At 73.4% G+C, this 23,416-nt stretch carries 21 protein-coding genes and 1 tRNA gene; 9 read left to right on the top strand and 13 right to left on the bottom strand.

The window, feature by feature from the left end:
• The first annotated feature begins 47 nt into the window (after positions 1–47).
• The 3 genes from K330_RS0104790 to glcF are packed head-to-tail and all read left to right on the top strand — an operon-like array spanning position 48 to position 4,216.
• Positions 48–1,526: an FAD-linked oxidase C-terminal domain-containing protein gene (locus K330_RS0104790; protein WP_022920716.1), complete on the top strand. Its 1,479-nt coding sequence runs from the start codon at positions 48–50 to the stop codon at positions 1,524–1,526.
• Positions 1,526–2,794 (top strand): FAD-binding oxidoreductase, encoded by a 1,269-nt coding sequence (locus K330_RS0104785; RefSeq protein WP_022920715.1) that lies wholly within the window; start codon positions 1,526–1,528, stop codon positions 2,792–2,794. The genes K330_RS0104790 and K330_RS0104785 overlap by 1 nt, the downstream gene beginning before the upstream one ends.
• Positions 2,795–4,216, top strand: coding sequence for a glycolate oxidase subunit GlcF (gene glcF, locus K330_RS0104780; protein WP_022920714.1), 1,422 nt, complete (start codon positions 2,795–2,797; stop codon positions 4,214–4,216).
• Between the two features lie 92 nt (positions 4,217–4,308).
• Here the strand turns inward: glcF and K330_RS0104775 are convergent, their stop codons facing one another.
• On the bottom strand, positions 4,309–6,114 hold the full coding sequence (locus tag K330_RS0104775; protein ID WP_022920713.1) for an L-lactate permease: 1,806 nt from the start codon (positions 6,112–6,114) through the stop codon (positions 4,309–4,311).
• 149 nt (positions 6,115–6,263) lie between these two features.
• Here K330_RS0104775 and K330_RS0104770 point away from each other — a divergent pair, with 149 nt between their 5' ends.
• The gene (locus K330_RS0104770; protein WP_022920712.1) at positions 6,264–7,034 is read left to right on the top strand and encodes an IclR family transcriptional regulator; all 771 of its coding nucleotides are present in this window, start codon (positions 6,264–6,266) and stop codon (positions 7,032–7,034) included.
• 97 nt (positions 7,035–7,131) lie between these two features.
• Here K330_RS0104770 and K330_RS0104765 read toward each other — a convergent pair.
• The 5 genes from K330_RS0104765 to K330_RS0104745 all read right to left on the bottom strand — a co-directional run bounded on the left by K330_RS0104765 (position 7,132) and on the right by K330_RS0104745 (position 9,110).
• Positions 7,132–7,207, bottom strand: a tRNA-Ala gene (locus K330_RS0104765).
• Between the two features lie 57 nt (positions 7,208–7,264).
• On the bottom strand, positions 7,265–7,900 hold the full coding sequence (locus K330_RS19230) for a histidine phosphatase family protein (protein WP_022920711.1): 636 nt from the start codon (positions 7,898–7,900) through the stop codon (positions 7,265–7,267).
• A gap of 9 nt (positions 7,901–7,909) precedes the next feature.
• Positions 7,910–8,293 carry a ribosome silencing factor gene (gene rsfS / locus K330_RS0104755; protein ID WP_022920710.1) on the bottom strand — a complete coding sequence of 128 codons (384 nt, stop codon included), beginning with the start codon at positions 8,291–8,293 and terminating at the stop codon, positions 7,910–7,912.
• Positions 8,290–8,877 (bottom strand): nicotinate-nucleotide adenylyltransferase, encoded by a 588-nt coding sequence (nadD, locus tag K330_RS0104750; RefSeq protein ID WP_022920709.1) that lies wholly within the window; start codon positions 8,875–8,877, stop codon positions 8,290–8,292. The genes rsfS and nadD overlap by 4 nt, the downstream gene beginning before the upstream one ends.
• Positions 8,877–9,110, bottom strand: a complete 234-nt coding sequence (locus K330_RS0104745; protein ID WP_022920708.1) for a hypothetical protein — start codon at positions 9,108–9,110, stop codon at positions 8,877–8,879. The genes nadD and K330_RS0104745 overlap by 1 nt, the downstream gene beginning before the upstream one ends.
• Positions 9,111–9,153: 43 nt before the next feature.
• Between K330_RS0104745 and K330_RS0104740 the strand changes: the two genes are divergently transcribed.
• Positions 9,154–10,131 carry a glycosyltransferase family 2 protein gene (locus K330_RS0104740; protein WP_022920707.1) on the top strand — a complete coding sequence of 326 codons (978 nt, stop codon included), beginning with the start codon at positions 9,154–9,156 and terminating at the stop codon, positions 10,129–10,131.
• Here the strand turns inward: K330_RS0104740 and K330_RS0104735 are convergent.
• The 7 genes from K330_RS0104735 to K330_RS0104705 all read right to left on the bottom strand — a co-directional run bounded on the left by K330_RS0104735 (position 10,119) and on the right by K330_RS0104705 (position 19,336).
• The gene (locus K330_RS0104735) at positions 10,119–11,402 is read right to left on the bottom strand and encodes a glutamate-5-semialdehyde dehydrogenase (protein ID WP_022920706.1); all 1,284 of its coding nucleotides are present in this window, start codon (positions 11,400–11,402) and stop codon (positions 10,119–10,121) included. The genes K330_RS0104740 and K330_RS0104735 overlap by 13 nt on opposite strands.
• An 89-nt stretch (positions 11,403–11,491) precedes the next feature.
• A complete protein-coding gene (gene proB, locus K330_RS0104730; RefSeq protein ID WP_022920705.1) occupies positions 11,492–12,622 on the bottom strand; it encodes a glutamate 5-kinase in 1,131 nt (376 codons plus the stop codon).
• Positions 12,623–12,683: 61 nt separating this feature from the next.
• On the bottom strand, positions 12,684–14,189 hold the full coding sequence (gene obgE, locus K330_RS0104725) for a GTPase ObgE (RefSeq protein ID WP_022920704.1): 1,506 nt from the start codon (positions 14,187–14,189) through the stop codon (positions 12,684–12,686).
• 140 nt (positions 14,190–14,329) lie between these two features.
• Positions 14,330–14,602 carry a 50S ribosomal protein L27 gene (gene rpmA, locus K330_RS0104720; protein WP_022920703.1) on the bottom strand — a complete coding sequence of 91 codons (273 nt, stop codon included), beginning with the start codon at positions 14,600–14,602 and terminating at the stop codon, positions 14,330–14,332.
• Between the two features lie 30 nt (positions 14,603–14,632).
• The gene (gene rplU, locus K330_RS0104715; protein ID WP_022920702.1) at positions 14,633–14,947 is read right to left on the bottom strand and encodes a 50S ribosomal protein L21; all 315 of its coding nucleotides are present in this window, start codon (positions 14,945–14,947) and stop codon (positions 14,633–14,635) included.
• Between the two features lie 180 nt (positions 14,948–15,127).
• Positions 15,128–18,241, bottom strand: a complete 3,114-nt coding sequence (locus K330_RS19225; RefSeq protein WP_051145453.1) for a ribonuclease E/G — start codon at positions 18,239–18,241, stop codon at positions 15,128–15,130.
• Positions 18,242–18,574: 333 nt separating this feature from the next.
• Positions 18,575–19,336: a TIGR03936 family radical SAM-associated protein gene (locus K330_RS0104705; RefSeq protein WP_029202317.1), complete on the bottom strand. Its 762-nt coding sequence runs from the start codon at positions 19,334–19,336 to the stop codon at positions 18,575–18,577.
• 178 nt (positions 19,337–19,514) lie between these two features.
• On the opposite strand from K330_RS0104705, the gene serC reads away from it, so the two are divergent.
• The 4 genes from serC to K330_RS0104685 all read left to right on the top strand — a co-directional run bounded on the left by serC (position 19,515) and on the right by K330_RS0104685 (position 23,364).
• Complete coding sequence (gene serC, locus K330_RS0104700; protein ID WP_022920700.1) at positions 19,515–20,594, top strand: 3-phosphoserine/phosphohydroxythreonine transaminase; 1,080 nt, start codon at positions 19,515–19,517, stop codon at positions 20,592–20,594.
• A gap of 9 nt (positions 20,595–20,603) precedes the next feature.
• Positions 20,604–21,794, top strand: a complete 1,191-nt coding sequence (locus K330_RS0104695; protein ID WP_022920699.1) for a phosphoglycerate dehydrogenase — start codon at positions 20,604–20,606, stop codon at positions 21,792–21,794.
• An 89-nt stretch (positions 21,795–21,883) separates the two neighbouring features.
• Positions 21,884–22,093, top strand: a complete 210-nt coding sequence (locus tag K330_RS0104690; protein ID WP_022920698.1) for a dodecin — start codon at positions 21,884–21,886, stop codon at positions 22,091–22,093.
• 110 nt (positions 22,094–22,203) lie between these two features.
• Positions 22,204–23,364, top strand: coding sequence for an MFS transporter (locus tag K330_RS0104685; RefSeq protein ID WP_040657757.1), 1,161 nt, complete (start codon positions 22,204–22,206; stop codon positions 23,362–23,364).
• Positions 23,365–23,416 lie beyond the last annotated feature (52 nt).

Below are 23,416 nucleotides of genomic sequence, written 5' to 3'. Positions count from 1 at the left end.
GACCTAGGCTAGGGACGAGAAGCCGATCGAGGACGAGGAGGCGCGGTATGACGGACGACACCGGCCGAGGCACGGTCCGGCAGGTGCTCGAGGACCTGGGTGACGTCATACCCGCCTCCCGGCTCCTGACCGACCCGGCCGAGCTGGCCACCTACGAGTGCGACGGCCTGGCGGCCTACCGGGTCACCCCCGGGCTCGTCGTGCTCGCCGACGACGCCGGCGAGCTGACCGCGGCCGTGCGAGCCTGCGCCCGGCACCGGGTCCCGTTCGTGGCGCGGGGCTCGGGCACGGGCCTGTCGGGCGGCGCCCTCCCCCACGCCGACGGCGTGCTGGTCGTGACGAGCCGTCTGCGCACCCTCCACGCGATCCGCGCCGCGGACCAGCGGGCGGTGGTCGACCCCGGCGTCATCAACCTGCAGGTGTCGAAGGCGGCCAACCCCCAGGGCTACTACTTCGCGCCCGACCCCAGCAGCCAGCAGATCTGCTCCATCGGCGGCAACGTGGCCGAGAACTCCGGGGGCGCGCACTGCCTCAAGTACGGCTTCACCGCCAACCACGTCCTGGCGCTGGACGTCGTGCTGCCGACCGGCGAGGAGGTCACCCTGGGCACGGAGGCGCCGGACGCGCCGGGCTACGACCTCGTCGGCGCCTTCGTCGGCTCCGAGGGCACCCTGGGGGTGGCCACCCGCGCCGTCGTGCGTCTGGTCCGCCTGCCCCAGGAGGTCCGCACCGTGCTGGCCGGCTTCCGGTCCACCGACCAGGCCGGGGCGGCCACCAGCGCGATCATCGCCGCGGGCATCATCCCGGCCGCCATCGAGATCATGGACGCGCTCGCGATCGAGGCGGCCGAGAAGGCCGTCTCCGCCGGTTACCCGGCGGGTGCCGGCGCGGTGCTCGTGGTGGAGCTCGACGGTGCCGCCGACGAGGTCGAGCACGAGTACGCCGAGGTGGAGCGGATCTGCCGCGACGCGGGGACGTTCGAGCTGCGCGTGGCCACCGACGCGGCCGACCGCGCCGAGATCTGGAAGGGCCGCAAGTCGGCCTTCGCCGCGGTCGGGCGCATCTCCCCCGACTACATCGTCCAGGACGGCGTGGTGCCCCGCACGGCGCTGCCGGAGGTGCTGCGCCGCATGGGCGAGATCAGCGCCGAGCGGGGTGTGCGGGTGGCCAACGTCTTCCACGCCGGTGACGGCAACCTGCACCCGCTGGTGCTCTTCGACGCCAGCGAGGAGGGCGCCACCGAGCGCGCCGAGGAGGTCTCGGGGATGATCCTCGACCTGTGCATCTCCAGCGGCGGGTCGATCACCGGGGAGCACGGCGTCGGCTCGGACAAGGCGAGGTACATGCCCCGCATGTTCACCGACGACGACCTGGACACGATGCAGCTGGTGCGCTGCGCCTTCGACCCCGACGGCATCGCCAACCCGGGCAAGATCTATCCCACGCCACGGCTGTGCGGCGAGCGGCCGCGGGTCGTGCAGGGCGCGCACCCGCTGCAGCAGGCCGGTCTGGCGGAGGTCTTCTGATGACGCTGGCCGACGAGCTGGGCAGCGTGTGCCCGGTCCGCGACGCCGGGGCGGACGACGCCGTCGACGGCGTCCTGCCCCAGGTGGTGGCGCGTCCGGCCTCCACCGAGGAGACCTCTGCCCTGCTGCGCGCCTGCTCCGGGCGCGGGCTCGCGGTGGTCGTGCGCGGCAACGGCTCCAAGCTGTCCTGGGGCAGCCCACCCGAGCGGGTCGACGTGGTGCTCGAGACCGGCGCGATGGACGCCCTGGTCGAGCACTCCCGCGGAGACCTCGTGGCGACCGCGGGGGCGGGTATGCCGCTCGCCCGCCTGCAGCAGCAGGTGGGCGAGGCGGGCCACCAGCTGGTGGTCGACGACCTGGCCGCCGGCAGCACGCTGGGCGGTCTGGTCGCGACCAACCTCGCCGGGCCGCGGCGCATGTGGGTCGGCGCCCCCCGCGACCTCGTCCTGGGGATGCGGCTGGTCCGGGCCGACGGCACCGTGGCCAAGGCAGGCGGCAAGGTCGTCAAGAACGTCGCCGGCTACGACCTGTCCAAGCTGCTCACCGGCTCCTTCGGCACGCTCGCGGTGGTCACCGAGGTCACCGTGCGCCTGCACCCGGTGCCGCCGGCCAGCCACTGGGTCGGGGGCGCCGTGCCGTCCGACCGGCTGCCCGGCGTGCTCGCCGCCCTGGTGGCCAGCCAGCTGGTGCCGCACGCCGTCGAGGTCCACGCCACGCCAGGGGCCGACCCGTCGGTCGTCGCGCTGGTCAGCGGCACCGAGGCCGGCGCCGCCGCCCGCGCCGAGGCCCTCCGGGCCGAGCTCGGGCCGGGGGCGTCCGTCGAGGCCGCGCCACCCGCGTGGTGGGGGCACCTGCCCGGGCGGCGCGACGGTCTCGACACCGACGGCCTCGACGCCGCGGGCGCCGCGGCGTCACCGCCCGCCCGGACGGTGCTGCTGAAGACCACCTCACGGCTGAGCGGCATACCCGCCCTCGTGGAGGTCGCCACCGCCCACGGCGCCACCGTCACCGGGTCTGCCGGTACCGGCGTCCTGTGGGCGGCCCTGCCTGCGCGCACGCCGCAGGAGGTCGCCGACGCCGTCGACGCGGTGCGCCGCACCAGCGTCGACCTCGGCGGGTCCACCGTCGTGCTCGAGGCCGGTCCCCAGGCCCGGTCCGCCGTCGACACCTGGGGCCCGGTCCCGGCGGTCGACCTGATGCGGCGCGTCAAGGACGAGTTCGACCCGACCCGCATCCTCGCGCCCGGACGTTTCGTAGGAGGTCTGTAGATGACGGCACGACCCGACCAGAGCCCCGTGCCCGTGGGCGCGCCGAAGCCGGCAGGGCGTCCCGTCGACGCCGTCGACCTGGGCATCCCGACCGTCCGTGGCGAGCGCTCGGCCACCGTGCGCACCCCGGCCTTCGACGAGCACCACCCGCCGAGCCGCGAGCTCATCGACGACTGCGTGCACTGCGGCTTCTGCCTGACCACCTGCCCCACCTACCAGCTGTGGGGCGAGGAGATGGACAGCCCGCGCGGGCGCATCGACCTGATGCGGGCGGGTACCGAGGGCGCACCGCTGACCGAGTCCATGGTGGGCCACTTCGACGCCTGCCTGGGCTGCATGGCGTGCGTGACGGCCTGCCCCTCCGGCGTCCAGTACGACCGTCTCTTCGAGCAGACCCGCGCCCAGGTCGAGCGCAACGTCGACCGACCCGCCACCCAGAAGGGGCTGCGGGCGCTCATCTTCAACCTCTTCCCCTACCCCGAGCGCCTGCGTGTGCTGCGCGGCCCCCTGCGCCTGGCGCAGCGCACGGGCGTGCTCGGGCTCGTGGAGCGGACCGGCCTCGTCGGTCGCGTCAGCCCCGAGCTGGAGGTCATGCAGAGCCTGGCGCCCCGCCTGGGCCCCCGCGTCGAGCTGCCCGAGCGCACCCCGGCCAGCGGTCCACGCCGCGCTGTGGTCGGTATGCTCACGGGCTGCGTGCAGCGGGAGTTCTTCGGCGACGTCAACGCCGCCACGGCCCGCGTCCTGGCCGCGGAGGGCTGCGACGTCGTGGCCCCCCGGCGGCAGGGCTGCTGCGGCGCGCTGTCGGTGCACATCGGCCGCGAGGAGGAGGGGCAGGGCTTCGCGCGCCGCCTCATCGACACCTTCGAGGAGGCCGGGGTCGACTGGGTGGTCGTCAACTCCGCGGGCTGCGGGTCGACGATGAAGGAGTACGTCCACCTCCTGGCGGACGACCCGGACTACGCCGAGCGGGCCCGGCACTTCAGCGAGCGGGTCCGCGACCTGTCCGAGATCCTCGTCGAGCTCGGCCCGGTCGCGCCCCGGCACCCGGTCGCCGCGGAGGGCACCGAGGTGGCCGTCGCCTACCACGACGCCTGCCACCTGCGGCACGCCCAGAAGATCGTGTCCCAGCCGCGGCAGCTGCTGCGCGACGTCCCCGGGCTGAGCCTGCGCGAGATCCCGGACGCCGACATCTGCTGCGGCTCGGCAGGGACCTACAACATCCTCAACCCGGTGCCGGCGACGGAGCTGGGCGACCGCAAGGCGGCGACCATCCTGTCCACCGGCGCACAGCTGCTCGTCACGGCCAACCCCGGCTGCCTGATGCAGATCACCCGGGCCCTCGAGCGGGCCGGCCGGCCGATCCCCTTCGTCCACACCGCCACCCTCCTGGACGCCTCGATCCGCGGCGAGCTCCTGGTCTGAGCAGGGCGTCGCCCCGCTCCCCGTCTCCGCTCTCTGGCGCGCGAAGGCCCCGGTCGCGACGACCGGGGCCTTCGTGCGTGCGGCGCAGGCGCTCAGCGCTCGGCGTGCGCCCTCGCCGGCGGCAGGCTCTTCTCGCGGTTGAGCATCCACCACACCGTCCCGACGAGGATGGCCAGCAGGACGGCGGTGTGGATGATCCCGGCGAGCCCGGCGCCGTAGATCATGAAGTAGCCGACCGCGCCGGCGACCAGGCAGTAGTAGAAGGTCACCAGAGCCGTCTTGCGGATCAGGTCGCCCTCCCTGCCCAGCAGGCCCACCGTGGCGGAGGCGGCCACGATGTTGTGGATCGCGACCGGGTTGCCACCGGCACCGCCCACCGCCTGCGTGGCCACCACCGTCTCCGGCGTCACGCCGATCTCGTTGCCCGTCGCGAACTGGAACAGCGCGAAGGTCAGGTTCGAGACGGTGTTGGAGCCGGCGACGAAAGCACCCAGGGCCCCGATCCAGGGGCTGATCAGCGGCCAGTTGGCCCCCGCGACCGCGGCTGCCCCCTCGGCCAGGGTCACCGGCATCGAGGCCAGGCCCGACTCGGTGAACTCGGCGCCGGACCGGATCAGGATGCGCACGAGCGGCACGGCGAAGAGCAGCGCCACCGCCGTGCCCAGGATCTGCCTGCCGGCGACGGTCCACGTCTCCCTGATCTGCCGGGCGTTCATCCGGTGCAGTGCGTAGGTGATCACGCAGGTGATGATGAACACCGTGCCGGGGCTGTAGAGCCACTGCCAGGTCGTGGAGATCCCGGTGCCGAAGATGTTCTCGAAGGGGATGGTCACCGCGGCGTTCTCCGAGCGCAGCGCGGCGGTCAGCGGCTCGATCAGACGGGTGGCCAGCAGCAGGACGGCGATGATGACGTACGGCGCCCACGCCACGGGCAGGCTCATCTTGCGCCGGCTCAGGTCGTCGAGGTGGTCGGTGTCCAGCGAGCCCATCCAGCGCTCCTCCCACGAGGCGCGCGGACCGAACTCGAAGGTCTCCTTGGGCATGAGGAAGCCCTTGCTGGAGGTGAACATCACCAGGGCCAGGCCGATGAGGCCACCCAGCAGCGCGGGGAACTCCGGGCCGGCGAGGAAGGCGACGAGCACGTAGGGCACGGTCATCGCGACCGAGGCGTAGAGGGCGAACGGCCACACCCTCAGACCCTCGGCGAAGCTGCGCCGCTCCCCGAAGAAGCCGGTGAGCATGACCGAGATGATCAGCGGGATGAGCAGGCCGGCGATCGCGTGGATCACCGAGACCTGGCTGGCGATGAGCGCGACGTACTCCAGGTGCGACAGCCCGAGCTCCTGCTCGCGCGCCGCCACCCCCGGGTCACCGGCGAGGCCCTGCCCGACGCCGACGATCATGGGCGTGCCGACCGCGCCGAAGGAGACGGGGGTGGACTGGATGATCAGGCCCACCATGACGGCGGCCATCGCGGGGAAGCCCAGCGCCAGCAGCAGGGGCGCCACGACCGCGGCGGGGGTGCCGAAGCCGGAGGCACCCTCGATGAAGGAGCCGAAGAGCCAGCCGATGATGATCGCCTGGACGCGACGGTCCGGCGAGATCGCGGTGAACCCCGCCCGGATGGTGCTCATCGCGCCGCTGGCGATGACCGTCGACAGCAGCAGGAGGGCACCGAAGACGATGTAGAGCAGCGTGACCGCGATGATCAGCCCCTCGACGGTGGCCGCCGCCACGGCGCCGGGCCGCATCTGCCACACGAGCAGGGCGATCACCACGGCCACGACGTAGCCGACGGGCATGGCGAACTTCGCGGGCCACCGGAAGCCGGCCAGCAGCACACCGACCACGGCGATCGGCGCGATCGCCAGCAGACTCAGAACGGCAAGGTTGTCCACACTGACACCTCTCAGGAAGAGACCGGGCGTCGGCGACAGGACGTCGCGTCGGCGCGGGTCGCACTATGCCCCTGCTCGGGCCTCGCGTCAATGACCCACGCCGCAGGACAGCCACGGCCCGCACCGGACCCGCCGGTAGGGTTGGGCGCATGAGCACGCGGGAGGAGGAGCGTCCGCGCGGCGTCCAGTCGGTCGACCGGGCCCTGGACATCCTCGAGCTGCTGGCCGGGCGCCACGGCACCCTGGGCGTCACCGAGATCGCCCGCGAGGTCGCGCTGCCGGCCGGCACGGCTCATCGCCTGCTCATGGCCCTGTCCCGGCGCGGATGGGTCCGGCAGGACCCCGGACGCAGGTATGGCGTGGGCCCGGCGGCCCTGCGGGTGGGTGACGCCTCCTCCCGCGAGCTGGCCGCGCTGGCGCTGCCCGCGCTGCGGGCCGCCGTGGAGGCGACCGGCGAGACGGCGAACATCGCCGCGCTCGAGGATGGCGCGATGGTCTACCTCGCCCAGGCCCCCTCGCCGCACACCCTGCGCATCTTCGCCGAGGTCGGCCGGCGGGTGCCGCTGCACTCGACCGCCGTGGGAAAGGTGGTGCTCGCGGGCATGGACGAGGCCCGCGCCCGCGCGCTGCTGGGCGACGGCGAGCTCACCGCGCGCACGCCCCGCACGCTCACCACGGTGGACGCGGTGCGGCAGGAGCTGCAGCGGGTGCGAGAGCAGGGCTATGCCGTGGACGACGAGGAGCAGGAGCTGGGCGTGCGCTGCGTCGCCGTCCCGGTGGGTGCCGGCCGGTGGGGCGACCTGGCCCTGTCGGTCAGCGGCCCCGTGGAGCGGATGACGCGAGAGCACGCGTCGTCGGTCGTGCCGCGCCTGCAGCAGATCGCCGACGACCTCACCCACCGGGTCCTGGGCGGCCTCTGACCCCCGCCGGGGGCCCGGGGACGTGCCGGCCCGGCCGATGGCGGCCCGGACGCGCAAGAGGCCGGGACTCTCGTCCCGGCCTCTTGCGTGGTCCTGCTGGTGGAGCTGAGGGGATTCGAACCCCTGACCCCCTCCATGCCATGGAGGTGCGCTACCAACTGCGCCACAGCCCCTCGTCGCGAGGACTGGAACACCTTACCCACCCCCGCGAGCAATCTCCAAATCGCTGGTCAGCGGTCGCTGACGCTGCCGACGCTCGGGGTCACGCCGACGTTCCAGGCCTCCAGCCGCCAGCCGGTCCGGTGCTCGACGAGCTCGGCCCAGTGGCAGTTGTGCAGACCCACCAGCGAGAGCCAGGCCTGCCGGTAGCTCAGGCCGACGACGTCGGCGACCAGCGCGCGGCCGGCCATCCCGTGCGTGGTCACGACGGCGGTCTGCTCCGGCCCGAGACGGGCGACGAGCTCGTCGAAGACCGCGCGTACCCGGACCCGCACGTCGGCGACCCGCTCCCCCGTCACGCCCCGCACCGCGTCCTCACCCCGGTCGAGGGCGGCGACGACGTCGGGGAAGCGGGCCACCACCTCGGTGTGCGGCAGCCCTTGCCACTGACCCACGTGGATCTCCCGCAGCCGGCCGTCGTGCTCCACGTGCAGGCCCGTGCGGGCGGCCAGCGCGTCGGCGGTGTCGGAGGCGCGGGCGAGGTCGCTGGCCAGGAGCCGTGCCACGCCCCGCCGGGCGAGCGCCTCGGCCGCGGCGGCGGCCTGCTCGCGACCGCGCGCGGACAGGTGGCTGTCCAGCTGCCCCTGGTAGATCCCCCCGGCGTTGTGCGCGGTCTCGCCGTGCCGCCAGACGATGACGCGCCGCATACCCCTGGCTCAGGCCCCGTCGCCGACGGCGGCGCCGTCCTCGGGCAGGACGACCGGCGGGCAGTCCTTCCAGAGCCGCTCCAGGTCGTAGAACTCGCGGTCCTCGGAGTGCATGACGTGCACGACGATGTCGCCGAAGTCCAGCAGCACCCAGCGGCCCTCACGCTGGCCCTCCCGGCGCAGCGGCTTGGAGCCGAGGGTCTGCAGCCGCTCCTCCACGGCGTCCACGATGGCCCCGACCTGGCGCTCGTTGGGCGCGGAGGCGATGACGAAGACGTCGGTCAGCGCCAGCTGCCCCGAGACGTCCAGGCCGACGACGTCGTGGGCCAGCTTGTCGTGGGCCGCGGCGGCTGCCGCCTGCGCCAGCTCGACTGCTCGGGGGGTCGCGCTCACGTGGGGTCCTCCCTGTAGAGGTGGTACTTGCCGATGTACTGCACGACGCCGTCCGGGACGAGGTACCAGACCGGCTCGCCCGCGGCGGTGCGCTCGCGGCAGTCCGTGGAGGAGATCGCCATCGCCGGCACCTCCAGCAGGGTCACCTTGTCCTGCGGCAGCCCTGCCCCGGACAGCTCGTGCCCGGGCCTGGTGACGCCGACGAAGTGCGCCAGCTCCCAGAGCTCCTCGACGCCCTCCCAGGACAGGATCTGCCCCAGGGCGTCGGCGCCGGTGATGAAGAACAGCTCGTCGTCGGGACGTTGCGTCCGCAGGTCGCGCAGCGTGTCCCGCGTGTAGGTCGGGCCGGCGCGCTCGATGTCGACACGGCTGACCGTGAACCGGGGGTTGGACGCCGTCGCGATGACCGTCATCAGGTAACGGTGCTCCGGGCGGCTGACCTCGCTGACGTCCTTGCGGTAGGGCTGCCCGGTGGGGACGAAGACCACCTCGTCGAGGTCGAGCAGGTGCGCGGCCTCGCTGGCCGCGACGAGGTGCCCGTGGTGGATGGGGTCGAAGGTCCCACCCATCACCCCCAGGCGCATCAGGAGGTGCGGGTCCCGTGGACGTCGGACGTGCTGCGCGCCTCGGGGGCGTGCGGGTCGAGCGCCAGGGTGTTGCGGAAGGTCATGAGCAGCAGCAGCAGGGCGGCGAAGGCCGCCAGGGCGATCACCCCGAACCAGATCGGCTCGAAGGGCAGCTCGTTGACGATCGCGTGGCCGCCCTCCTCGGCGTGCTCGCCGGAGGCCACGATGAACTGGGACAGCGCAGACGTCATGGGGGTCACTGTACCCCGGCCCTGGCGGACATACAGTGGTGCCATGCCCGCCCCTCACCCCGTGCTGTCGGTGGTCGTCCCCATGTTCAACGAGGCCGACGTCCTGCCGATGCTCGTCGCACGCCTCCGGCCGGTCCTCGACGGGCTGGACGAGGCCTACGAGCTCCTCGCCGTCGACGACGGGAGCAAGGACCAGACCCCCGTGCTGCTGCAGGCGGCGCGGCGCACCTGGCCGCAGCTGCGGGTGCTGCGGCTGCGCGCCAACGCCGGTCACCAGGCCGCGATCTCGGCCGGCCTGGCGGCGGCCCGCGGCGACTGGGTGGTCACCCTGGACGCCGACCTGCAGGACCCGCCGGAGGTCATCCCCGGGATGCTCGAGGCGGCCCGCGCCGAGCAGGTCGACGTCGTCTACGGCGTGCGGACCGACCGCTCCAGCGACAGCGCCTTCAAGCGTCGCTCGGCGCACGCCTTCTACGCCACGATGCGGATGATGGGCGCCACCGGCGCCCCGGACAACGCCGGCGACTACCGGCTGATGTCCCGCGCGACGGTCGACGCCGTCAACGCCCTCCCCGAGGACCACCGGGTGCTGCGCCTGGTCGTGCCCGCGCTGGGCTTCCCCTCGACGACGGTGGGCTACGTCCGGGCCGAGCGGGCGGCCGGCTCCAGCAAGTACCCGCTGGCCACGATGGTCCGCCTGTCGGTCGACTCGGTGACCGGCTTCTCCAGCGCCCCGCTGCGCCTGGCCACCTGGTTCGGGCTCGGCGGCTTCGTGCTGGCCGTCGCGCTGCTCGTCTACGCGCTCGTGGCCAAGCTCACCGGGGCCACCGTGGCCGGCTGGACCTCGACGGTGGTCATCGTGGCCGCCTTCGGCGCCCTCCAGCTGCTCTGCCTCGGCGTGCTCGGGGAGTACGTCGGGCGCATCTACGCCACCCTGCAGCGCCGGCCGACCTACTACGTCGCGCACGACTCGCTGCACGACGGCAGCGACCGGGCCGGCTCCCCCGCTCAGCGCACCTGACCGTCGCCCTCCACCACCCACTTGGTGGTGGTCAGCTCCGGCAGGGCCATCGGGCCGCGGGCGTGCAGCTTCTGGGTGGAGATCCCGATCTCGGCGCCGAAGCCGAACTCGCCCCCGTCGGTGAAGCGGGTCGAGGCGTTGACCATGACCGCCGCGGCGTCCACCTCGGCGGTGAAGCGCCGCGCTGCGGCCCGGTCGGCGGTGACGATCGCCTCGGTGTGGCCGCTGGTGTGCTCCTGCACGTGCGCGATCGCCTCCTCGAGGCTGTCGACGACGCGGGCGGACAGGTCGAGGGAGAGGAACTCGGTGTCGTCGTCCTCGTCGGTGACGGGCACGTGCGCGGCGCCCGCGGACTCGGCATACCCCTCCATCGCCCGGTCGCCGTGCACGGTGACGCCGGCCGCGGCGAGCCGCTCCATGATCCGCGGCAGCACCCGGTCCGCGGCCTCACGGTGGACCAGCAACGACTCGGCGGCGTTGCAGACCGAGGTGCGGTGCGTCTTGGAGTTGAGCACCACCTCCACGGCCATCTCGGTGTCGGCGGAGGCGTCGACGTAGACGTGGCAGTTGCCGGTGCCGGTCTCGATGACGGGCACCGTCGACTCGGTCACGACGGTCCTGATCAGGCTGGCACCCCCACGAGGGATGACCAGGTCGACCAGCCCTCGGGCGGTCATCAGCGCGCGACCCGCGTCGTGCCCGCCCTCGGTGAGCAGGTTGACCGCGTCGGGGTTGCGGCCCTGCGCCTCGAGGGCGGCCCGCATGATGCGCACCAGCTCGGCGTTGGTGGACGACGCCGCGGAGCCGCCGCGCAGGATGACCGCGTTGCCGCTCTTGAGGCCCAGGCCGGCCGCGTCGACCGTGACGTTGGGCCGGGCCTCGTAGATCATGCCCACGACGCCCATCGGCACCCGCACCTGGCGGATCTGCAGGCCGTTGGCCAGGGTGGAGCCGCGCACGACCTCACCCACCGGGTCGGGCAGGGATGCCACCTGGCGCAGGGCGTCGGCCACGGCGTGCACGCGCTCCTCGTCCAGCGTCAGGCGGTCCAGCAGGTTCTCGGCCAGGCCCCGCTCACGGCCCCGCCGCAGGTCCTCGGCGTTCGCGGCGACGACGTCCGCGGCACCGTCGTCGATGGCGTCGGCGACGGCGACGAGGGCGCTGTCCTTCTGCGCACGGGTGAGCAGGGCCAGCTCGCGCGCCGCCACGCGGGCGCGACGGGCGGTCTCGTGGACGTGCTCGACGACGTCGGGGGCGATCTGGGTGCTCATGCTCTGCTGCTCCTGCTGTGCTCGTGACGGTGCGGTCGGATACGGGGTGACGCGGGTCGGGTCCGGGGTGGACGCGGGGCGGGCGGTGGTCAGAGCACGACGAGGTCGTCGCGGCGGACCACGGGACGAGGTGCGGGGGCCTCCGTGCGCAGACGCGCGGCGCGGTCGAGGCGGCGGCCGACGAGCGGCCGCAGCTCCGCCGCGTCGTAGCCGACCAGGCCCCTGGCGACCACGTGCCCGTCGGGGGCGCACAGCTCGACGGTGTCCCCCGCGGTGAACCGTCCCTCGATCCGGGTGACGCCGACGGGCAGCAGCGAGGTGCGCCGTCGCACGACGGCCTCCACGGCGCCGTCGTCGAGGACGATCCGGCCCGCGGCGCTGGTCGCGTGGGCCAGCCACCGGCGACGGGCCGGGCTCTTGACCCCCGTGGGGGTGAACAAGGTGCCGACGTCGTCCCCGGAGAAGGCCGCGGTCATCTGGTCGGCGCTGGTGAGGAGCACGCTGATGCCCTCCGCCGTCGCCATCTGGGCCGCGGTCAGCTTGGTCGCCATCCCGCCGGTGCCCAGCTGCGAGCCGCCCCCGGAGACGTCCACGTGCGCGACCTCCTCCACCGTGCGCACGTGCGGGATCCGCCGGGTGCCGGCCGAGCTGGGGTGCCCGTCGTAGAGGCCGTCGACGTCGGAGAGCAGCAGCAGCGCGTCGGCGTTGACCAGGTGCGCCACGAGCGCCGCGAGCCGGTCGTTGTCACCGAAGCGGATCTCGTCGGTGGCGACCGTGTCGTTCTCGTTGACGATCGGCACCACCTCCAGCTCGAGCAGCCGCTCGAGGGTGCGCGAGGCGTTGACGTAGTGGCTGCGCCGGTGCATGTCGTCGGCGGTGAGCAGCACCTGCCCCACCTTGACGCCGTGCATCGTGAAGGCGTTGGTGTAGGCCGTCATCAGCACGCCCTGGCCGGCGCTGGCCGCCGCCTGCTGGGTGGCCAGGTCCTTGGGCCGGCGGGTCAGCCCCAGGGGGCCCATGCCGGCGGCGATCGCCCCGGAGGAGACGAGCACCACCTCCACGCCGTCGAGAGCACGCTTGGCCAGTGTGGTGGCCAGCGCCTGCAGGCGGAAGCCGTCGAGGCCCCCCTGGGGCGCGGTCAGCGAGGAGGAGCCCACCTTGACGACGAGCCGGCGCGCGTCGCGGACGACGCTGCGGTCAAGGCTCGGAGACTTCGCCATGGCCGAATACTAATCCACGTGACAACATACTCATGCATTGCCTCGGTCGCCGGGTGACGGGTCAGTCGTCCTCGGTCCACCGGCCCGCGCGCCGCTCGGCCTCGAGCTCGGCCCGCGCCTGGGCCGCCGCGTCCATCTTGCCGTGGAAGGCCTCGCGCTTCTCGGCCCGCGTGGGCCGCTCCCGCTCGTCCAGGCGCAGGTCGCTGCCGCGCGCGCCGAGCAGCTCGGCACCCGAGGCCATCGTCGGCTCCCAGTCGAAGACGACGGCGTCGTCCTCGGGGCCGATCAGCACCGTCGAGCCCGCGACCGCTCCCGCCTTGAGCAGCGCGTCCTCGACACCCAGGCGGTTGAGCCGGTCGGCCAGGTAGCCGACCGCCTCGTCGTTGGCGAAGTCCGTCTGGCGCACCCAGCGGGTCGGCCGCTCGCCGACGATGCGGAACACCTCACCGTCTCCGGCCGTCTCCCGCCGCACGGTGAAGCCCTTGTCGTCGACGGCCCTGGGCCGCAGCACCACCCGCGGCGGCTCGACCACGAGGTGCTCCTCGCGCGCCTTCTTCACGTGCGCCGCGAGGGCGTAGGTCAGCTCCTTGAGGCCCTGGTGCGCGACCGCCGAGACGATGTGCACCTCATAGCCCTGGTCCTGCAGGTCCGGACGGACCATCTCGGCGAGCTCGCGCGCCTCGGGCACGTCGGCCTTGTTGAGCACGACGACGCGGACGCGCTCGGCCAGCGGGATGCCGCCGAGCGAGCCGTGCGGCACGTAGGCCGCCAGCTCGGCCTCGATGACCTCGAGGTCGGTGAGCGGGTCGCGGCCGGGCTCGAGCGTGGCGCAGTCGATGACGTGCACGAGGACGTGGCAGCGCTCGACGTGGCGCAGGAACTGCAGACCGAGCCCGCGGCCCTCGGAGGCACCCGGGATGAGGCCGGGCACGTCCGCGACGGTGAAGCGCTCCCCTCCGGCGGTGACGACGCCCAGGTTGGGCACCAGCGTGGTGAACGGGTAGTCGGCGATCTTGGGCCGGGCGGCGGAGAGCACGGACACCAGCGAGGACTTGCCCGCGGACGGGAAGCCGATCAGCGCGACGTCGGCGAGGGTCTTGAGCTCCAGCACGACCTCGGTCTCGGCTCCCGGCTCCCCCAGCAGCGCGAAGCCCGGCGCCTTGCGGCGGGGCGAGGCGAGGGCCTTGTTCCCCAGGCCGCCGCGTCCGCCCTGGGCGGCGACGTACTCGGCGCCCTCGCCCACGAGGTCGGCGAGGACCTCTCCGGTGCGGGTGGTCACCACCGTCCCCGAGGGCACGGGCAGGACCAGGTCCTGGCCCTGGGCACCGTTGCGCTCGTCCCCCTCGCCGGGCTTGCCGTTGGGGGCGCTGCGGTGGGGCGAGTGGTGGTAGTCGATCAGCGTCGTGACCTGCGGGTCGACGCGCAGGATGATGTCACCGCCGCGCCCGCCGTTGCCGCCGTCCGGGCCGCCGAGCGGCTTGAACTTCTCGCGGTGCACGGAGGCCACCCCGTGGCCGCCGTTGCCGGCGCGCAGGTGCAGGACGACGCGGTCCACGAAGTTGGCCATGGGGTGATCCTCTCACCGGGTCGGACGGGTATGCGGTGCCCGCGGGGCACGCGGGCACGTGCGGCAGACACGTCGACGCCGGTGGGGATGCCCCCACCGGCGTCGGAACGTCGTGTGCGCGAGTGTGCGGCGCCTGGGCCTCAGGCGTCGACGGTCGCGGCGTCCGCCGCGACGATGTTCACGGTCTTGCGGCCGCGCTTGCTGCCGAACTCGACCACGCCAGGGACGAGGGCGAACAGCGTGTCGTCGCCGCCACGCCCCACGCCCTCACCGGGGTGGAAGTGCGTGCCGCGCTGACGGACGATGATCTCGCCGGTGCCGACGACCTGGCCGCCGAACCGCTTGACGCCGAGACGCTGGGCGTTGGAGTCACGACCGTTGCGGGTCGAGGACGCACCCTTCTTGTGTGCCATGGCTGATGCCTCCTGGTAGCGACGACGACGTCAGGCGTCGATCGAGGTGATCTTGACCTGGGTGAGCGGCTGGCGGTGGCCCTGACGCTTCTTGTACCCGGTCTTGTTCTTGTACTTCTGGATGATGATCTTCGGGCCCTTGGTGGCGCCGAGGATCTCGGCGGTGACCTTGACCTTGCCGAGGGCGTCGGCGTCGGCGGTGACGGTGGAACCGTCGACCAGCAGCACCGGCGCGAGCTCCACGGTGTCGCCCGCAGCAGCGTTGCCGCCGACCTTGTCGATGGTCAGGACGTCGCCGACGGACACCTTCTCCTGGCGGCCGCCAGCACGGACGATCGCGTACACGTTGAACTCACTTCCTCGTCATGGGTGGGTATGCAGCTCCCGCAGGTCCGGGTCGAGCCGCCGCGTCGCGTCGTCTCTAGACCCGTCCCGGGTACGGGGCGAACCGACGCACCAGCCTACCGTGCCCCGGCCGTCCGGACCAAACTCGGCCGGCGGCCGGGACGTCGGTCCTGCGGGCGGTCAGGAGCCGTCCGGGTCGGTGGCGCCCTCCGACCCTGCGGCCGGGGGCCCGGCCGGAGCGACGGCACGGCCGCGGCGGCGGCGCTTGGGTGCCGGTGCGGGCTGCTCGGCCGCGGGCGGGGAGGCCGGAGCGGGCTGCTCCGGTGCTGTCGCGGGGGCCGGGGCGGGCTGCTCCGGTGCGGTGGCCGCCGCGGGCTGCTCGGCGGCGGTCGCCGGGGCGGCCTGCTCCGCCGAGGCTGTCTCGCCCGGCTCGGTGACCGCGGCGGCTGCCTTGGAGGCACGCCTGGCGGTGCCGCGCTTGGCGGCCGCCTTGGTGGCGGTGGTGGCCTTGGCCGCGCGGCCTCGGGCACGTCCCGTCGTCGAGGGGGCCTCCGGCGCGTCGGCCTGCGGCCCGGCCTCGCCGTCCGCCCCGCTGCCGGCCACGTCCTCCGCGGGGGCAGCCGCAGCTGCGGTCGGTGCGTCACCGGAGGGGGTCTGGTCGGAGCGCACCTCGACCGCACCCTCCTGGCTCTCCACGGCGGCCGCCGCCTCCGGGGCGACCTCGGTCGCGGCCGCCTGGGCCGCCGCGTTGGCGGCGTCCGAGCTGGCACCGGCCTGCAGCGCGGCCGCGTGCGCAGCGGCCGCGATCTGGGCCGGGGTGGGACCGTTGGGGTTGGGGGTGGGCAGGACGTTCTTGGGCTCGGTGCCGCCGGACGGTGCCGACGAGCCGCTGCGCCCCTTGCCACGGCCACGCCTGCTGCCGCCGGAGGAGTCCTCCCCCGAGCCGCCGCCTCCGTTGCCGCTGCGCTGGACCGGCTCGGCCTGGACGTGGACCCCGCGCCCGTTGCAGTGCGCGCACGGCTCGGAGAAGACCTCGATCAGACCGGAGCCGACGCGCTTGCGGGTCATCTGGACCAGGCCCAGCGAGGTCACCTCGGCGACCTGGTGCTTGGTGCGGTCGCGCCCCAGGCACTCCAGGAGCCGCCGCACGACCAGGTCGCGGTTGCTCTCCAGCACCATGTCGATGAAGTCGATGACGATGATGCCGCCGATGTCCCGCAGCCGCAGCTGCCGGACGATCTCCTCGGCCGCCTCGATGTTGTTCTTCGTCACCGTCTCCTCGAGGTTGCCCCCCGAGCCGGTGAACTTGCCGGTGTTGACGTCCACGACGGTCATCGCCTCGGTGCGGTCGATGACCAGCGACCCACCGGAGGGCAGCCACACCTTGCGGTCCATGGCCTTGGCGATCGCCTCGTGGACGCGGTAGGTGCTGAAGACGTCGGTCGTCCCGGTGTGCTTCTCCACGCGGTCGGCCAGGTCCGGAGCCACGTCGTCGATGTAGCGCTTGACCTCCGTCCAGGCCTGCTCGCCGGAGACGACCAGCTTGGAGAAGTCCTCGGTGAACACGTCGCGGATGACCCGCACGGTCATGTCCGGCTCGCCGTGGAGCAGGGCGGGGGCGTTGGAGCTCTTCTGCTTCGCGGCGTTGCTGATCCGCTCCCACGTGGCCGTCAGGCGCTCCACGTCGGCACGCAGCTCGGCCTCGGAGGCGCCCTCGGCGGCGGTGCGCACGATGACCCCGGCGTCCGCGGGGACGACCTCCTTGAGGATCTTCTTCAGGCGCGTGCGCTCCGTGTCGGGCAGCTTGCGGGAGATCCCCGTCATCGAGTTGCCCGGCACGTAGACCAGGTAGCGACCCGGCAGGGAGATCTGGGAGGTCAGGCGGGCACCCTTGTGCCCGATGGGGTCCTTGGTCACCTGGACCAGGACGCTCGCTCCGGCCTTGAGGGCGTTCTCGATGCGCTTGGGCTCGCCGGAGGACAGACCGGCGGCGTCCCAGTTGACCTCGCCGGCGTAGAGCACGGCGTTGCGGCCCTTGCCGATGTCGACGAAGGCTGCCTCCATGCTGGGCAGGACGTTCTGCACCCGTCCGAGGTAGACGTTGCCCGCCATCGTGCTCTGCGCGGAGCGGGAGACGTAGTGCTCGACCGGCACCCCGTCCTCGAGCACCGCGATCTGGGTGCGGTCCTCGAGCCCGCGCACGACCATGACGCGGTCCACGCTCTCGCGGCGGGCGAGGAACTCGGCCTCGGTGATGATCGTGCGACGGCGGCCGGCCTCGCGGCCCTCTCGGCGGCGCTGGCGCTTGGCCTCCAGGCGGGTCGACCCCTTGACCGAGGTGACCTCGTCGCGGGCGGGCCGCTCCGACGCACCCGACTCGCCAGTACGGCGCCTGCGACGACGACGGCGGGTGCCACCGGAGGTGCCGGTGTCGTCGTCGGCGTCGCTGCCGTCCTCGCCGTCGTCCTGGGCGGTGGCAGGTGTCGACGCCTCCTCGGCGGCCTGCTGGCCGCTGCGGCGGCCGCGGCGGCTGCGACGGCCGGACGCGGCCGTCCCGCCGCCGCCGGTCTGGTCGGCGTCGGTCCCACCCTCGGTCTGGTTCGCGTCGTCGGAGCCGCCCTCGGAGTCGGCGTCGGCGGGGTCGTCGCCCTGCTCGCCCGACGCGCCGCGACGGCGGCCCTTGCCGCCACGCCTGCGACGCCGCCCCGAGCGGCTGCCCGCGTCGTCGCCGGAGGTGTCCGTGTCCTCGCCCTCGGCGCCGTCCTCCCGGTCGGCAGCCTGCTCGGGCTCCTGGGGCTGCTCCGCGGGGCGCTCCGCGGGCGTGGTGACGGCCGAGGTGGCCCGCCTGGAGCGGCGACGCGGGACGTCGCTGAGGTCGGGGGCCTGGAAGACCACGCCGAAGGAGGGAAAGGCCGCCGAGGGCTCCTCGGAGGTCTCCTCCTGGCCCGGCTCGTCCTCGTCCACGGGCTCGGGGGCGTCCCCGGCACCGTCAGCTCCGTCGGGGCCCTCCACGCCTTCGGTGCGCGGGGCCGGCCCGGCGGAGTCGTCAGCAGGCTGCGGCTGCCGGCCGTCGTCGTCGACCACCGCGACGACGGGCACGTCGACGTTCTCGTCGTCGACGTCCTCGTCCTCGTCGGCCTGAGCGACGTCGTCGTCAGGGACGTCGACGGTAGGCAGGTCGAGGCCCCCGGCGCTGAAGAGCGCCTGCGCCTGCGCGGTCAGCTCGGCGGCTCGGTGCTGGCGGTCCTCGTCGGTCTGTTCGCCGTCGATGCTGCGGGTGCTGTCATCAGACACGGTGTGTCCTTCCAGGCCGCGCGGCCGAGCCCACACCTCGGGGCCTGGGGCCCACTCCCCCGCGCGGCGCGGGTGCAGTCGTCCAGGCCGGTCGGCCGTGGACGGAAGTCGTCCTGGTTGCCGCACGGTTCGCGCGTGGGCGCGGCACCGGTGGGCCGGCAGGAGTCGGCTCGACGCACCGTTGCTGGGCGTCGCGCGTGCCGGCAGGGTTGCCGCACAGCGAGGGGACTCGCACCGGGCCGGACAGCGGTGTGGCTCTACTGCCCGTCCACGGCGAGTATCGCACAGCACGGCCCGTAGGGGGCCACCCCACGGCTCCGACGTGTCCCGCGGTCAGCCGGAGAGCTGCTCGGCGACGGTGCCGCCGACGACCGGGCCCTGCCGCAACCGCGTGCTGACCGGCCTCGGCAGGTCGGCGCCACCGACCTGCCGCAAGGCCGCCCAGATCTCCTCCGGACGCACCGTCGGGGTGGTGTGCCGCACCGTCGCCAGCAGCACCACGTCCCCCGGGCCGGCCGGCACCGCCGCCACGGGGCTGGACGACAGCGTGAGGTCGAGGACCGCCTCGCGCACGTCGATGTCGCGAGGACCCTTCTTCATCATCCGGGTCACGAGCACCTCGGGGGCCGCGAGGAGTGCGGCGACGGCGGACTCCATACCCGCGAGGTCCGGGAGCGACTGCCCCGCCCGGAAGCGCAGGGCCCAGAGGCTGCCCTGCAGGTGGTCGGCGAGGGCGCCGGGCAGGTCTGCCGCGTCGGCCACCTCGAGGACGTCGAGCCCCTCGGGCAGCGAGGCGTCGAGGAGCGGCGCGACCGAGGCCGGGTCGACCTGACGGGACAGGCTGACCTCGACGTACTCCGCCTCGCTGGCGGTGCCGGTCGGCGCCGCGTTGGCGTAGGAGATCTTGGGGTGGGGGTGAAAGCCGGCCGAGAAGGCCACCGGCAGGCCGGCCCGGCGCACCGCCCGCTCCAGCGCGCGCTGGAAGTCGCGGGTCGAGGTGAACCGCATCCGTCCTCGTTTGGCGTAGCGGATGCGCAGCCGTTGGACGGCGGGGTCGGGTGCTGGTCCTTCGGGGACGCGTCGGGAGCCGGCCATGGGGCGACAGCGTAGTGGGCCGGAGGACGTGCGGACCCGCCGCGTTCCGCCGTCCGGGCGGGTGTCCGGACGGCGCGCGGTTGACGGTACGGTAGGCGCCAGCAACTCAGAGCTGAGACCCGCGGCCGCGGGACCAGCCTGTGCTGCGGTCGCTCCCCGACACCGACGAGGAAGACCTGTGCGCGTCTACAACTTCTCCGCAGGACCCGCCACCATGCCGCTCGAGGTGCTCGAGCGCGCCCAGTCCGAGCTGACCGACTGGCGAGGGTCCGGGATGTCGGTGACGGAGATGTCCCACCGCAGCCCCGAGTTCGTCTCCATCGCCGCCGAGGCCGAGGCCCGCATGCGGTCCCTGCTCGGCGTGCCGGACGACTACGCCGTGCTCTTCCTGCAGGGCGGGGCCACCGGGCAGTTCGCCGCCGTCCCGCTCAACCTCGCGGCCGTCGGTGCCACCGCGGCCTACGTCAACACCGGGGCGTGGAGCAAGAAGGCCATCGCCGAGGGCCGCAACCACCTCGACGTGCGGGTGGTCGCCGACGAGAAGGACTCGGGCTACGCCACCGTGCCGGCGCCGGGCAGCCTCGAGGTCCCGGCGGACGCGGCATACCTGCACTACACCCTCAACGAGACCATCGGCGGCGTCGAGTTCCCCTACGTGCCGGACGCGGGCGACGTGCCCCTGGTGACCGACGCGAGCTCGACGATCCTGTCCCGGCCCCTCGACGTCTCCCGCTTCGGCGTGATCTACGCCGGCGCCCAGAAGAACCTGGGACCGGCGGGGCTGACGGTGGTCGTGGTCCGCAAGGACCTGCTCGGGCGGGCTCGCCCCGAGACCCCGTCGGTGCTGCACTGGCAGGCGATGGCCGAGGCCGACTCGATGCTCAACACTCCCCCGACCCTGGCCTGGTACCTCGTCGGCCTCGTGCTGGAGTGGGTCGAGCAGCAGGGCGGGCTGGAGGCCATGGCCCAGCGCAACAGGGCCAAGGCTGAGCTGCTCTACGGCGCGATCGACTCCTCCGACTTCTGGTCCAACCCGGTCGACGCGGACGCCCGCTCGTGGATGAACGTGCCCTTCCTGGCTCCCGACCCCGCCCTGGACAAGCCGTTCCTGGCCGCGGCCGCGGAGGCGGGGCTGTCCGGCCTCGGCGGTCACCGCAGCGTCGGCGGCATGCGGGCCAGCATCTACAACGCCATGCCGCTCGAGGGCGTGCAGGCCCTCGTCGACCTCATGACCGACTTCGAGAAGCAGAACGGCTGAGACATCCCCATGACGAAGTTCGCCATCCAGACCCTCAACGCCATCTCACCGGTGGGGCTCCAGCGCCTCGACCGCGACGTCTTCGACGTCGGCACCGACATCCGGCGCCCGCGGGCGATCCTGCTGCGCTCGGCCGACCTGCACTCCGTGGAGGTGCCCAGCAGCCTGTATGCCGTCGCCCGCGCCGGAGCGGGGACCAACAACATCCCCGTCGACCGGCTGGCCGCACTGGGCGTCCCGGTGTTCAACACCCCCGGCGCCAACGCCAACGCGGTCAAGGAGCTGGTCATCGCCGGCATGCTGCTGGCCGCGCGCAACCTCTACCACGCGGCGGACTACACCCGGGACCTCGTCGCCGACAAGCACCTGTCCGGCGCCGACCTCGACAAGCAGGTGGAGGCCGGCAAGAAGCAGTTCGCGGGCTTCGAGCTGCCCGGCAAGACGCTGGGCGTCATCGGCCTGGGCGCGATCGGCGTGCTCGTCGCCAACGCGGCGCAGTCGCTCGGCCTGAAGGTCCTCGGCTATGACCCCGCCGTGACGGTCAAGTCCGCCTGGCAGCTCTCACCCCAGGTCGAGCAGGTGGCCAGCGTCGAGGAGCTGCTGTCACGCTCGGACATGATCACCCTGCACGTGCCGCTGGTGGAGGGCACCCGCGGGCTGATCAACGCCCAGCGTGTCGCGCTCATGCCCGAGGGTTCGGTGGTGCTCAACTTCGCCCGTGGCGGCGTCGTGGACGAGGCCGCGGTGCTCGAGGCGCTCGACTCGGGGCACCTGCACGCCTACGTCAACGACTTCCCCAGCGAGGCCGGTGCCATCCACCCCAAGGTCATCGCGCTGCCCCACCTGGGCGCCTCGACCGGCGAGGCCGAGGACAACTGCGCGGTGATGGCCGTCGACCAGCTCTCCGACTACCTGCTGCACGGCAACATCCGCAACGCGGTGAACTTCCCCGAGGTCGTCATGGCCCGCACCCCGGGCACCACCCGGCTCGGCATCTTCAACGAGAACAAGCCGAACATGATCGGCCAGATCACCGCGGCGCTGGCCGAGGCGGGGCTCAACGTGGCGGAGTTCACCAACAAGTCCAAGGGTGAGTACGCCTACACGCTGGTGGACGTCGAGGGTGAGGTCAAGGACGCTCTGAAGGAGCGGATCCTGGCCATCGACGGGGTCATCCGGGCCCGCAAGATCGAGGGCTGAGGGCTCCGGCGACCCCTGCGCCGGCCCTGCCCGCGGGGCTAGGGTGCGGGCAGGGGTCGGCGCGGCCCCCGCGACAACGGGAGGTCACCATGAGCAACCATGTCTACAGCGTGTCCGAGATCGTCGGCAGCTCGCCCGACGGCTTGGAGGCCGCGATCACCAACGCCATCGCGACCACCGCACGGTCGGTGCGCAACCTGGACTGGTTCGAGGTGACCGAGATCCGCGGCCACCTGGTCGACGGGGCGGTCGCGGACTGGCAGGTCGGCGTCAAGGTCGGCTTCCGCGTCGAGCAGTAGGCCGACCGACCGTGCCGCACCTCACGTGGGCCCGGGGTCGTTTTCCCGCCGGGGAGGGTTGAACCCGCGTCGAGAGCAGGGCGGTGGCCTACCGGGCCACGCACGAGGCCATGCCCCTGTTCGGCGTCTACGCCCTCCTCTTCGCCGAGCAGGGCCTGGACGCCGCCCAGATCACCTCGCTGCTGGCGGTCTGGTCGGTCACGGCGTTCGTGCTGGAGGTGCCCTCGGGTGCCTGGGCCGACCTGCTGGACCGACGCCGGCTGCTCATCGCCTCCGCCGTCGTCTACACCTCCGCGTTCGTCACCTGGCTGCTCGCGCCCTCCTACTGGGGGTTCCTCGCCGGCTTCGTGCTGTGGTCCCTGTCGGACGCGATGAAGTCCGGGACGTTCGAGGCGTTCCTCTACGACGAGCTGGCGGCCGCCGGGCGCACGCACCGCTACGGGCTGGTGCGGGCCCGCGCCGAGACGGCCGGGGTGGTCGTGATGGGGCTGGCGATCGCCGCGGCGGCACCCCTGCACCAGGCCGGCGGCTTCGCGCTCGTCGGCTGGGTCAGCGTGGCGATGACGCTGGTGCACCTGCTCGTCGCCGTGTCGCTGCCCCGCGCCGCCCCGGTCGAGCCCCCGCCGGAGGAGGAGGTGGTCCCACCGCCGGAGCCGGTCTCCGCGGCGGCGTGGCTGCATACCCTCCGGGCGGGTGTGCACGAGGCTGCGTCCGCGCCGGCGGTGCGCCGGGTGCTGCTCGCGTATGCCGCGGTCGTGGCCCTGGTCGGGCTCGACGAGTACTTCAACCTGGTCCTCGCCGAGGGCGGGACGAGCGTGCCGGTCATCGCCTGGGTCATGGCCGGGATCGTCCTGGCGGAGGCGGTGGGCACGTGGTTCGCAGACCGGGTGGCGCTGCTCGACCGGGGTGCGCACGCCGCGTTGGTCCTGGGCGCGGGGCTGCTGCTGGCGTGGGGCGCGTGGGCGTCCGGCACCGGGGTCTGGAGCTTCGGGGCGCTGGGTGTGGGCTATGCCGCGGCGAGCAGTGTCTACGTCGCCGGGGACATCCGGCTGCAGAGCGCGATGAGCGGTGACGCCCGGGCGACCGTGACCTCCGTGGCGGGCGTGGTGGCCGAGGGCGGGTTCCTCGTGGCCCTGGGCCTGGTCGGCCTCGGCAGCCTCTGGTGGGACCTCCCCGAGGTCGTGGCGGCGGTGGCCCTGACACTCGCCCTCCCCGCCACCCTGTCGGCCTGGCGTGCCCCGCCCGCGCGACCGTCCGCGACCGCCAGCTGACGTCTGGTCTCTCCACCCGGCGACACGCTGTGGACAGACGTTCGATTCATGC

Source organism: Ornithinimicrobium pekingense DSM 21552, from assembly GCF_000421185.1.
Taxonomy (GTDB): domain Bacteria; phylum Actinomycetota; class Actinomycetes; order Actinomycetales; family Dermatophilaceae; genus Ornithinicoccus; species Ornithinicoccus pekingensis.
The sequence above is the reverse complement of the archived record's forward strand: the minus strand, read 5'-3'. Positions and strand labels throughout refer to the sequence as shown.